This is a genomic window from Bacteroidota bacterium, assembly GCA_016718825.1.
In the GTDB taxonomy this organism is placed as follows: domain Bacteria; phylum Bacteroidota; class Bacteroidia; order J057; family JADKCL01; genus JADKCL01.
In genome coordinates this window covers 65,519-78,356 of the sequence record JADKCL010000009.1, presented here as the reverse complement: position 1 = coordinate 78,356, position 12,838 = coordinate 65,519, and the positions used below count along the sequence as shown (strand labels likewise).

Genomic DNA, 12,838 nt, shown 5'->3' with positions numbered 1-12,838 from the left:
GCAGGTCATTACCTCACCGACTCTAATTAAAGAAAAAGACTTGAAATAAGCCAAAACGAAAACTCAATTTATCCTCAATTCTTTGATTCACGGGCGGATTTATGTTGGGGGGCTTCAGAAAGGATGGTATTTTGGGGGATGGATACTTCAAATGTGAAGGTGGATTGGCTGAAAGGCATACGGGTGGTGCTCATCGGGCATTATGTGCCGGGCCCAATTGCAGCCTATTTGCTGGGGATGCTCGGTGCAGAGGTCATCAAGGTGGAGCAAGACAAAGGGGATTACCTTAGGCAAGTTGGCGCGACAGACATGGCTGACAATCAACCAATTTCACCAATGTTTCGAATGATCAACGGCGGATTCAAAAGTGTAGCAGTGCAATGGCGACAAGCGGAAGGTGCCAACATTTTGAAGGATTTACTGTTGCAGGCAGACGTGGTCATCGACGGCGGACGGCTTGGTGCACTTGAAAAAGCACTGGGAATGCGGCCGGAGCAAGTTTCGGAGAAGCTCATTTATATTCCCATCACCGCCTACGGGCAGGTCGGCCCGATGGCAAATTTGGCAGGACATGACAACAATATTTTGGCACTCGCTGGAAATCTGAGCTATACACAGACCGATTCGGAAGGGCTACCCACCGTGTTTTCGGCTCCCGTGGCCGATTTGTTTGCCGGACAAATGGCGGCATTCGGGGCATTGGCAGCCTTGATCGGACGTGGTCGGGGCCTTGGCGATATTCAAAAAATGGATGCATCCATGCTTCATTCAGGATTTTTTCTGAACCTACTCGAACTTGCAAGCAAAAACGCGAATGGTTTTTCCGCTCCTCAGCCTGGAAAATCATGGATGAATGGCGGCCGCCCCGATTACCGCTCCTATCGGTGCAAGGACGGAAAAGTCATTTTCTTCGGATTGTTGGAAGCATGGCTGTTGAAACGTTTTCTGACGGCTTTAGGCCGGGAAGATTTGCTCACCATTCAAAGTGATGTCACCGCCTTTGGTAACGGGCTCAAAGCCATGTTTTTGGAAAAGGACCGATCGGAATGGCTCGAACTCGGCGTAAAGCACGATGCTTGCATCACGTCCGTGAATGATTTGGAGGACGCCATTGCTGAACCTCAGGTAAAAGCGCTGGGGCTGATGCAAACGGTGGAGGATCCTGAACTTGGCCAACTCGAAATCCCCTCATTCCCAATGGGTTTTGGCGAAGGAAGTTTACCACTGCAACTTCCGGAGGCTGCGCCCCGCCTTGGTGAGCATACACGGGAGGTTTTGGCCTCTGTGCTTGGCTATCAAGCGGATCGGATTCTGGAATTGGCGCAGAAGGGAATCATCTCGTTCGGATGAAACAAGGGCCTAAGTATTCGGAATTTTGAACTGAAATCGCACGGAAGGCATAGAACTGGCTTTCCTCCTCGAGTCAGAATCTAGGAGGTTGCGAAGCACGAAATCAGTCCCCTATCCACCCTATTGGACTGAACTTCACCGTTTGCAAATTCCGCCTCTACGCTTCCCTTTGAGCGGGCATCGACGAGTGGTCGATCACCGTGTCCCGAGTTCGGGGCCGGTTCTTAGGAAAACAACTTCCTGGCGATCAACTCTTTCATGATTTCATTGCTACCTGCGTAAATGCGTTGCGCGCGAGCATCGGCGTAGGCGCGGGCGACGTAGTATTCCCACATATAGCCGTTGCCACCGTGCAACTGCACACAAATATCAGCAGCGCGGCCCTGCAATTCGGTCATGGAATACTTGGCCATCGAGGCCATGCTCGCATCAAGCTTGCCTTCGTTGTGCAATTCGACAAGGCGATCCATGAAGACGCGGCCCATGTCGATTTCGGTGGCGAGCTCGGCGAGTTTGAAACGCGTGTTTTGCAATTCAGAGATGGATTTACCGAATGCCTGACGCTCGCGGGTGTACTTGATCGTTTCCGTAAGACAGCCTTCGGCGGCAGCGATTCCGAGCAATCCGACAGAAATCCGTTCCTGCGGCAAGAGCTCCATCATGTAGATAAAGCCTTGATTTTCTTGACCGAGCAAGTTGCCTTTGGGCACTTCGACGTCCTCAAAGAAAATCTCGCAGGTATCTTGGGCATGCATGCCGACCTTTTCGAAGGGTTTGTTCTTCGTCACGCCCTTGCTGTGCATGTCGACCACAAACAAACTGATGCCTTTGGCGCCCAATTCGGGATTGGTTTTGGCAGCAACGACGGCAACATCGCAGGTATAACCGTTGGAAATGAAGGTTTTGGAACCCGTAATGCGGTAATGATCCCCCTTGTCGATCGCGACGGTGCGCAGACCTTTCAGGTCGCTGCCGGCACCTGGCTCCGACATACAAATCGCCCCGATTACTTCGCCCGATGCAAATCCAGGCAACCAACGGCGCTTGATTTCTTCGGAGCCGTAATGCAAAAAATAAGGCAGTACGATATCCGAATGCACCTGAAAACCAATCGCAGGACCGACCATTCCGGCTTGTCCATACACCTCGGCAAGGATGGCATTGTAACGGAAGTCATTGATTCCCATGCCGCCATATTCCTCGGGAACGTTGATCGCGAGGAATCCCATCGCACCTGCGCCGGTCCAAGCCTCGCGGGGCATCATTTTCGCTTTTTCCCATGCCGGATTGTTGGGCACGATGTGGGCGGTGACATATTCTTCGAGCGCCTGCTTGAACATCAGATGCTCCTCGTTGTAAATCGTCCTTGGGATCATACCGAAACCTGATTTTTATGCTTTTGGATATACAGAACCGCCCGTTTGGGCCAATTGTTTCAACTTTTCCGTTGGTGTAAAGCGCTTTCCGGCTGAGTGGACGAAGCCCTCGCAGTCGCTCACAAACTCTGGCACGCCAACAAAATCAATGTAGCTCAAGACACCGCCGGTGTAAGGCGGAAATCCCCAGCCCAGGATGGAACCGATATCGGCATCTTCGACAGAACGCAAGACGCCTTCCTCGAGGCATCGCATGGATTCCAAGGCTTGAAGGTGAAGCAGACGTTTTTTGACATCTTCGACGTCCGGTTGAACTGCCGCGGGTGGAAAAATCTCCGACAATCCTTTCCAGAGGGTCTTTTTGCCACCTTCAGGATAATCGTAAAAGCCTTTTCCCTCTTTTTTGCCCTTGCGGTCGAGCGTTTCGACCATCTTGAAAATCACATCCTTGGCAGGGCCTTCTTGCGAAATGCCATCCGCTTCGGTCTGCTTGAAGATTTTGTAGAGCAATTCGATGGAGACCTCGTCGGCGACGGCCAAGGGTCCGACGGGCATTCCTGCCGCTTTTGCCGCATTTTCGATGAGGGCAGGTTTGACGCCTTGGGCAAGCAATTCAAAACCTTCGGTGACGTAGATTTTGAAAATCCGGCTCGTAAAAAATCCACGGCTGTCATTCACCACGATCGGCACCTTCTTGATTTGCAAGACATAATCGATGCTTTTGGCGAGTGCGTAGTCACCGGTTTGTTTGCCGACGATGACCTCCACAAGCTGCATTTTGTCCACCGGGGAAAAGAAATGCAGGCCGATGAAATTTTCAGGAGCCTTCGAAGCCTCGGCCAATCCGGTAATCGGAAGTGTGGAGGTATTCGAAGCAAAAACTCCGCCGACCGCCATTTGCGCTTCAGCTTCCTGTGTCACGCGCGCCTTGAGTGCACGGTCCTCAAACACGGCTTCGACGATCAAATCGCAGTCTTTCAAGTCAGAAGCATCGCCTGTTGGATGGATTTTCGAAAGTATTTTATCGGATTTCTCCGGCGTCGATCGCCCCTTTTCCACAAGCCCGGCCAACAATTTCCGCGAATAGTCCTTCCCTTTATCGGCGGACTCCATCGAAGTGTCTTTCAGTACCGAAGAAATGCCCACCTTGGCACTCGCATACGCAATTCCCGCGCCCATCATGCCGGCGCCGAGGATTCCGAGCTTTTTCACCGGATTGTATTCAAAGCCGCCAGGTCTCGCAATTCCAGCCTTGGCCTTGTTCATGCTAAACCACAAAGTGCGAATCATGTGTTTGGCCTGCTTGGAAAGGGCGACTTTGGCGAAGTAACGAAGTTCCAATTCGAGGGCCTCGTCGATGTTCATCAGCAAGCCTTCGTAGAGACAACTCAAAATGGCATTCGGAGCCGGATAATTGCCAAAACCTTGCTGACGCACCATGCCCGCCGCACCTGCATAGAAAAAGGTCACGTCTACCGAGGCCAGATCCGCACCCGGGGTTTTGAAGCCTTTGACATCCCAAGGTTGCAGCGCTTTGCCACCTTTCAGAATCCATTCCTTCGCTGCGGGGATCAATTCTTCCTGCGAATTTACCAAGGTTCCGACGATGCCCAAAGCCTTGGCCTCTTTGACATCCATGTTCCGGCCGAGCAGCAACGGCTGCACAGCGGGCTGCAGGCCAATCAAGCGCGGCAAACGTTGCGTCCCACCTGCCCCTGGAAAAAGGCCGAGGGTCACCTCAGGAAATCCGAGTTGAACAGCAGGCGAATTGACGGCGATCCGGTGATGGCAAGCCAAACAAAGTTCCATTCCGCCGCCCAAAGTCATGCCGTTGATCGCAGCCACGACAGGCTTTCCTCCCAATTCCATCCGGCGAAAAACCTTGTGAATCGCGCGACCAAGTTGCAGCACCTCCTCAGTTGAAGACAAGGCATACAGCGCTTTGAGATCTCCGCCGACGATAAAACTGTCTTTGGCGGAAGTCACAATGATTCCCTTCACGGATTCATTGGCTAGCGCTTTTTCCAGTGCCTCGGAAAATGCCGTGACAGAGGCCGCATTCAAAATATTCGCGCCGCCGGGAAGATTCCATTCGATTTGGGCGATGCCGTCGGGGGAAATACTGAAGTTGATCATTAACGAATCAATTGAGTGTAAATACCGAGGTGGAGAGTTGAAAGTGGAGAGTTGAGAGTTGGATTCCACTAGTTTTCGATATCAAAATAGAAAACGTAGGGTGGAGAGTTGAAAGTGGAGCGTTGAGAGTTACGAATCGCGTATCGTAACTCTCAACTTTTAACTCTCCACTCTCCACAAGTGCCAACTTATTTGAATGTGCCATCACATCCTTTCTATAATGGTAGCGATTCCCATTCCACCGCCGATGCAAAGGGTGACGAGGCCGGTGGATTTGTTGGTGCGCTCGAGTTCGTCGAGGACGGTACCGATGAGCATGGCGCCGGTGGCGCCGAGTGGGTGGCCCATGGCGATAGCACCGCCGTTGACATTGACGCGGTCATGCCCGACGCCGAGGTCTTGCATGAAGTGCATCGGCACGATCGCAAAGGCTTCGTTGACCTCAAACAGGTCAATGTCGCCGATGTTCATGCCTGCTTTTTGCAAAGCTTTTCGTGTAGCCGGCGCCGGACCAATCAACATGATTGTGGGTTCGGTCCCGACAATTCCGAAGGAACGAATTCTTGCCCGCGGCTTGATGCCCATTTTGATGCCCGCTTCCTTGCTGCCAATCAGAACCACTGCCGCGCCGTCGACAATCCCCGAACTATTGCCCCCATGATGCACGTGGTCAATGCTTTCGACCTCGGGATAACGCTGAATCGCCACGGTATCATAACCGCCTTTTTCGCCCATGATCGCGAAGCTGGGTTTGAGGTTGGCGAGGATTTCCACGCTGGTCTCAGGCCTGACGGTTTCGTCGCGGTCCAAGGCAACGATGCCGGCAACGTCACGAACGGGAATCAACGACTTGGCAAAGCGGTTTTCTGCTTGCGCGATGCCTGCCCGACGGTGGGATTCAGCAGCGAATGCATCCACGTCCCGCCGTGTTTTGCCATCAAGCGTGGCGATGAGGTCTGCCGAGATGCCTTGGGGCACAATGCGGTGGGTCGAAGTCATTTCGGGGTCGCCAAGCAATCCGAATCCGTCGCTTCCCATCGGGTTGCGCGACATCGACTCCACGCCGCCGGCGATGAGGAGGTCCATTTGGCCCGACATGATGTAGGCCGCACTTTGGTTGATGGATTCGAGGCCGGAGCCACAAAAGCGGTTCAACGTGACGCCTGCGACAGCATCGGAATAACCTGCTTTGATGGCGGCGGATTTTGCAACGTCCCCGCTTTGCTCGCCGACCTGTGTCACGCAGCCGATGATCAAGTCCTCCACCAAGCTGGTATCGAGGTGGTTGCGTTCGCGGAGAGCCTCCAAAACGGTACTGAGCAAACTCACGGATTTGATGCCGTAAAGAGCGCCGTCCTTGCGTCCCCGCCCACGCGGGGTGCGAACGGCGTCGTAGATATATGCTTCGTGCATTGTTGTTTTCAATTGACACAGCGAAAGTAGCTACAAAACAGAAATGAGAAACGTAGAATGAGCACTCGCTGTAAGAAATTCGGGGAATCGAAGCCTTGGATATCGCTGGACAAAGAAAGCTACGATGATCGGTGGCGCGTTTTCCATTCCGCCGTATCTTGCAGCAGAATTGGCTTGGTATTTGCCAGTTGCCGCTAAACTTGTTTGTTATGAAGTCTGTTTTACGCATTCCCTTTCTTTTCCTATTGGTTTTTGCAGCCCAAACCTTGGCTGCCCAAAGCCTGATTTTCTACCAAAACACACGCACGGATGCCTTTTTGGTGAAGTTGAACGGCGGTGGCCCATCCCAGGCAATCACCGACCATTTTATCAACCGCTTGAGTACATCCACCAATAAACCCCCATTCCGCACCGAGTTTATCGTGGCACAAGACGAATATGTGCGTTTGACCAAAGTTGGTCCTATGGAATATGAAGTGTATGTGACCTTGGGGAACACGCGTCTCACAGGAGACATCATGTACAAAGGATTTTCGATGGCGGAGCAACTTAAGCCGACAGGGGTCCAATTTACCCTGCAGCGCCTCAATAAAGCTGGTATCGTACAGGAGAGTTTTCCTTTTGGCGAGGTCGCGCTCGTCGGAGATCCGGTTTTGGTTGCCAATTTCCGTGACACCGACAGCACTTTGCAATTCACAGAAGGAACTGTCAAAGTCGCTGACAAACAAATCATTTACGCCCGCGAATCCAAGGGGGTATTCGATCAGCGCACCATCCTTATCGACGACTACTACGCGGCTGTCCCAAAATTGGAATCGCTCAGCCTGGATTTCAAGAAGGTGAATCCGGATGATTTTGAACATGTCGAAGAACAACAAAACACTTTGAATCTGTATATCAAGCGTCTCAATGACATCAGCAGCGCCAATTATCCTACGCTTTTAGGTCTTTCAACGGGCGATCCGGCAAATTTTCTGCCCAAATACCAAGAGGTGAACGCTTTGGCACAGGACCTCAACAACCGTTTGGCCGCGACCAAAAATGAAATCCCTGAACGTTTGCACAAGCGTGGGTTGACCTATTTGCAACAAAACAAACCCGCTGATGCCAACAAGGACTTTTTGGAATCCGTGCGTTTGAAGCCAACGTATGCGCCTGCGCACTTGGAACTTGCACGCTTGCGGTACAGCGAAGGCGATGTTGCCGGCGCAAAATCCCGGTTGCTGACGATTTTCAGGGATTGTCAGCCCGATGACATGACAAAAACTTCAGCCAATTTGCTGGGGAAGACGATCTATCTCAACTTCCTTGGCAACGCGGACTATGCGATCAAGCAGAAGAAATACACATCCGGATTGCAATCCCTGAACGAGGCCCGTAGCCTTTGCACTGACTTGCAATTGGGCTGCACCCCGCAGTTGGAGGACTTAAGTAGCCAAGCACACATCGGCATCTTCACTTCCAAGGTGGATTCCGCGAGGCTTTTGCTTTCCAGGAATGAGCTTGAAGGATCGGAAACCAAGGCAAGCGAAGCGCTCGCCTACCAAAAAGCCAATTCGACCTATATAAAGGATGCATTGCCCGCAGTCAGGGTTCAAAGTGATGCCCAAACACGCATTTACCAGAGAATCCTGACCAATGCGAATGCGCTTGCTGACCAAGGAAAACCGCGGGATGCCGAGGCTGAAGCACGCAAAGCGATTGCCTACCAAGCTGCACATACGGCTGCCATTGCCGAACCAAGTGCTGCAAACGCGGCACTTCTACGTGCTAAAGGACTGATTTACAAGGACAATATCATGAAGGCAAAAATCTTCAGCACCCAAAATCAGCACCGCGAGGCCTTGCCGTTGCTCGACGAGGCCGTGTTGATTGAGACCGAATTTGCCGTTGTGAAGGACCCGACGCTTTGGGTGGCAGTGCAAGGAGCCGCAAAGCCGGTGATTCTCGATGACTATACCAAGGGCCAAGTGGCCGCCAAAGCCAACAAATTGGCTGAGGCAAGGGCCTTGGCGCAGACCGCTAAAGCCAATTCGGAGAAATACCGCTTGCAGGCAGATGCAGACGTCATCAAGGCCAATGAAGCTGCTGGCGGCGCGATTTTCAGCCAAGAGTGCGCCAACGCCCAAGCTGAATTTGATAATTTGATGAAGGAAGCCGAAACCCAGAAAAAGGTCAAGAAATTCATCGAGGCTTCGGCCACGTATGACAGAGGGCTTGCCGTCGTTTCCAAGCAAGCGAGCTGTGGGATTGACACGCGCCGCGCAACCGATGGGAAACTTGAAATCGCCTCAGCCGTCCAATACCAGCAATATTTGCTCACTGCTCAAGCCGCAATCGATGGCAACGACAGCAAAACTGCAATCGAGACCTACAACAAGGCCGGCAGCTTGGCAGCAAGTGAAAACCTGCTCAACCGATTCGGATTGGAGCATGCCAGCCTGTTTGACTATATCTTGGGGAGCGGCAGACTTGAATTCACACGCTTCGGGGCCATTTACCTCACGGAAAAAAAGGAATTTGACCATGCCGTCGAATTGTTGCACAAAGTGGTTCAGATGGGAGTTTCGAAATCCTTGATCAAGGATTTAATGGTAAGGCTAGGCACCGAATTGGGCTTGCGTGACAAGGCAAATGAGCCTGGAACGGATCCCAAATCAAAGGTTTTGACCTATACAAGAGGGAATTCCAAATTGGCGACGTTGTCGAAGGCCTATTTGAAGGCCCGCAAATAACCGCCATGGGCGCGGAACGTATCGTCGATTTTCCTCCAAAGCACTTTTCGTTCCCGCAACAATTCGCACCAGGATCGGAGGCCTTCTTGCTGCCACGCAGGTGGAATTGCATGACACCGTTGACAAAGCTCATTTGGTATTGCTGGAAAAACTAGCCCAATTTCTACTGAAATCCAGACTTTTGAGATTGTAGGAATGGTGCATCTCAGCCAACTGATTTTGGGGCCGCTTTCTTGAGTTATTGGGCTCACCAAAGTTTTTCAGGTCGGGGCTTCATGACGGAGGCCTTGCGTCTTGCCTTTCGGCTTGGCAACCTGGAAGCGAATATTCAGCCGGAAAAGGCCGCTTCCATTGCTCTCGTCAAGTTGGGATTTGTCCAAGGCTTTTCGGAAAAATATCTGCAAATTCTTGACTGGTAGGACATGATGGCTCCATCATCGAAGGCGCTGTGATTATCAATCGCTTTAGAACGGGTAAGATTCTTAGTAAGACAAGCTGATTGCGCAAATTTTGCCCCCTTTACTTTGCGTTTGACCGCTTGGATTCTTGGTTTTCTTTGGTAACTTGATCCTTGAACGCTCCTTATAACTTCAGATTTTTATTCCAGAAGCGCTTGAGCACAACTTCAAACAGAAAAAAATTTTTGCAGCAATTGGCTGCAGGAACAGCTTTGACAGCCTTGGGCTTCGGCAAAGCGCTATTCTCGTCGGGTGACGTCCCGCTGAATCCTTCCATCTCCAAAAAGTCGTTCGGGAATAATGACGACGATGTTTGGGACAGTGTCCGGAATGAATTTTTCTTAGGAAAACAGGTTTATCTCAACACCGGTACGCTTGGGTTGATGCCCAAAGCGGTCATGGTTGCGGTGACGGAGCGCCTCGAAACCCTGAGCCGGGGAAACTATGCGCTTGACGACGAGGTCAGAAATGCCGTGGCCAAAATGCTGAATGCCAAGGCATCTGAAATTTCTCTTACCCACAACACAACGGAAGGCATCAACATCATCGCCGCAGGCTTGAAACTGCGCAAGGGCGATGAATTGGTCTTGACAGATCAGGAACATGTCGGCAATGCCTTGCCGTGGCTGCATCGGGCAAAGGCTGTTGGTGCCAGGATTCGCGTTTTGCAACCTGGAAAAACCGCCAATGAAACCTTGAACCGACTCAACGACCTGATCACCCGCAAAACCAGAGTTTTCGCCTTACCACATATTACCTGCACCGACGGCAACGTTTTGCCTGCCAAAGAAATTGCTGATTTGGCGCGGTCCAAGGGCATTTTGAGTTTCTTTGACGGTGCACATGGGCCAGGAATGCTCTTCCCTGATATGCAAGCGATTGGCTGCGATTTCTATGCAGCCTGTGGACATAAATGGCTCTGTTCACCGGCAGGCACCGGCATGCTTTACCTCCGGGAAAGTATGCTGGAAAGCGTACAGGCAAGGATGGTAGGCGCCTATTCCGATACCGGATGGGAACTTTCTACCAGTGCCCAAACCATAGGTCCCCTTGTGCCTACCGCCCACAGGTTTGATTACGGAACGCAAAATGCCACCACACAGGCAGGAATGAAGGCCGCCATCGAGTTTATGGATGGAATCGGATTTGAAAAGGTACGCGACCGTGTCCTTTCACTGGGTAACTACCTTCAATCCAAACTATTGGAATACGATTATGTGGAAATGCTCACGCCGACGGAGGCTCAGTCACGCGGGGGAATGATCGGCTTCCGACTCAGGGGCAAGACCATGAAAGACTTTGAAGGTTCTGAAATTCCGAAGAATTTCCGCGTACGTCTCGTTCCTGAATCTGGCCTGAATTCGATTCGCATTTCTACGCATATCTTCAACAATCACAACGATTTAGATAATTTCGTAGCAGCGATTGACCGTTGGATGAAGGCGTAAAAAATGGAGGCGCAGTTGCCTCCATGATCGGTATGAAAAAACATTCGGACTTGACTTTGAATCTTTTGCGAAGCCATCGCAATCGCTCCAACTACTGAAAAATTACAACTTCAAAATTCGCTGGGAAGATTGGTGCTCACCGGATTGTAACTGAAGCAGGTAGATTCCTGCCGGCAACGCAGACAAATCCATTCGCATCGTTTGTTGGGTGGCGTCATTCAAATGGATCCTTTTGAGCAGTCGGCCATCGAGATCCACCAATGTTGCCGTGAGATCCTCCCCTCCTCCTTTCGTTACCAACATTGTAACAACATCTCTTGTCGGATTCGGAAAAACGCTGACTTCAAAGCTGCCAACGGTCATCGGCGCAGAGGAATTGGTCGTCGTCTGCTCCATCTCAGGATGTAATGGTGCAATTTCGACGATTTCCTTGGGGATCAATGGGGCAATGGTTTCGTCGGGCTGAATCAACTCCAGCGGTTGTATCAATTCTTCTGGCTGAGGAAACTCCTTTTTGGGGATCACCTGTATCGGTTTGAGCTCCTTGCTTTCTTCGTATCTGAGACCACCCATGATGATTTCGTCCATCAGGATCAAATTCACTTCTTGGGTTTTGTGTTCTTTGACCTCTACAGTTTGAAAGGCCGCGATTCCATGGCCTCCATTGGCAGAAACGGTAAATTCTCCTTGGCGGGCTTGGGCAAAAACATACCGTCCACGTGCATCCGTAACAGTTGAGGCCACCAAAACGCCATTGCGTTGAAGCTGCACCGTCACGCCGACCACGGGCTGCCCGCCATCCCAGGTGACCTTGCCCTCAAGCCTTCCGATTGCAGGTGGAACGTAGGCGATTTTGCCCATGACAATGTCCTTTTGCGCCTTGGCGGGCGTATGGAGCAACATCGTAAAAGCCGCCATCAAGGCCAATGCAAACAACTGAACCGATTTTAAGCCATGACCGCGCAGACTCCAACGTACCCTTACTGCTGGACGGGGACCCGCCAATTGACTGACTTTCACGCGTCCACAGACATCCCCGCCTTCGCGGTCGTAGATGGACTTCATTTCAGCGGTAGATTTGTTGCTGAAGTCAATCACGCAACGCTGACAGGAAGCACAAAACCTGCCCTGTGATTCAGGGGTCATTTGATTCCAGTTCTCGTGGCAGGGTTCGGCGATTTTGAAGGTGCTCGGATTTTCCATAACTGTTTCTTTTTCGAGGGATTTGCAAGGAAGGTGATGCCTGCCGAGAAATTCCATAAAGCCGAAACAAAAAAATCAGAAAACCGGTCAAACGCCGTTTCTATCACGGTAAGCCACATAAAAATGGGCTACAGGAAACAAAGGTGGCAGAAATTCCCACCAATGGATGCCCATTGTGACGCCTGAAGGCGGCAAAGGATTGTTGGCCGCAGGCCAAGGTGAAAACCCCGGATGCTGATTGAAATATTCGAATGCCCGCAGATTGGCATCTTGCTCGACAGGATGTTGATTGTGCCGCCCTTTTCCGCGAACGCTCAATACGCTGGGAACGCCGTATTTGAAAAGATAGATTGGACCGGAAGCTCTGCTTTGCAGCGTATGCCCAAATTCGTGCATAAAAAGCGGATTGTTGACTTCGGCTTTGATACGTTCGTCGCCCAAGATCACGCTTCCAAAGCAAATACCGCCCCAGCAACGCCTGCTTTTCCAACATTGGATGACGGTGACCCCATCATACACTTCCACAGATTCCACATGCATCGCCAGCAAAGCATACGTTCCTGCAGCGCCACCCACCATCGTTTGAAGCCCTTCCCAAGTAAACCTGCGAAAAATGTCACCGCCGCCGCCCTGAGCGTGCGCCTTTAACATCCGCGCATAGTTCTTCCAAAATTGCATGGTCTCTTCTACGAATTTCAGGCGGAATCGATCAAAATAAT

General features: G+C 51.4%; 8 protein-coding genes. 3 read left to right on the top strand and 5 right to left on the bottom strand.

From position 1 onward, the window contains the following. Positions 1 to 138: 138 nt before the first annotated feature. The gene (locus IPN95_12380; protein MBK9450180.1) at positions 139 to 1,350 is read left to right on the top strand and encodes a CoA transferase; all 1,212 of its coding nucleotides are present in this window, start codon (positions 139 to 141) and stop codon (positions 1,348 to 1,350) included. A gap of 224 nt (positions 1,351 to 1,574) precedes the next feature. Here IPN95_12380 and IPN95_12375 read toward each other — a convergent pair whose 3' ends face one another. The 3 genes from IPN95_12375 to IPN95_12365 all read right to left on the bottom strand — a co-directional run bounded on the left by IPN95_12375 (position 1,575) and on the right by IPN95_12365 (position 6,275). Beyond that, positions 1,575 to 2,726, bottom strand: a complete 1,152-nt coding sequence (locus tag IPN95_12375; protein MBK9450179.1) for an acyl-CoA dehydrogenase family protein — start codon at positions 2,724 to 2,726, stop codon at positions 1,575 to 1,577. A 15-nt stretch (positions 2,727 to 2,741) separates the two neighbouring features. Then, entirely contained in the window at positions 2,742 to 4,862 is a 2,121-nt protein-coding gene (locus IPN95_12370; protein MBK9450178.1) for an enoyl-CoA hydratase/isomerase family protein, read from the bottom strand. A 204-nt stretch (positions 4,863 to 5,066) separates the two neighbouring features. Beyond that, positions 5,067 to 6,275 (bottom strand): acetyl-CoA C-acetyltransferase, encoded by a 1,209-nt coding sequence (locus IPN95_12365; GenBank protein MBK9450177.1) that lies wholly within the window; start codon positions 6,273 to 6,275, stop codon positions 5,067 to 5,069. A 209-nt stretch (positions 6,276 to 6,484) separates the two neighbouring features. On the opposite strand from IPN95_12365, the gene IPN95_12360 reads away from it, so the two are divergent. After that, entirely contained in the window at positions 6,485 to 9,010 is a 2,526-nt protein-coding gene (locus tag IPN95_12360; protein ID MBK9450176.1) for a hypothetical protein, read from the top strand. A gap of 652 nt (positions 9,011 to 9,662) precedes the next feature. Next, on the top strand, positions 9,663 to 10,916 hold the full coding sequence (locus IPN95_12355; protein MBK9450175.1) for an aminotransferase class V-fold PLP-dependent enzyme: 1,254 nt from the start codon (positions 9,663 to 9,665) through the stop codon (positions 10,914 to 10,916). Positions 10,917 to 11,018: 102 nt separating this feature from the next. Here IPN95_12355 and IPN95_12350 read toward each other — a convergent pair whose 3' ends face one another. Then, a complete protein-coding gene (locus IPN95_12350; protein MBK9450174.1) occupies positions 11,019 to 12,119 on the bottom strand; it encodes a T9SS type A sorting domain-containing protein in 1,101 nt (366 codons plus the stop codon). 87 nt (positions 12,120 to 12,206) lie between these two features. Further along, positions 12,207 to 12,770 (bottom strand): hypothetical protein, encoded by a 564-nt coding sequence (locus IPN95_12345; GenBank protein MBK9450173.1) that lies wholly within the window; start codon positions 12,768 to 12,770, stop codon positions 12,207 to 12,209. Between the last annotated feature and the right edge of the window lie 68 nt (positions 12,771 to 12,838).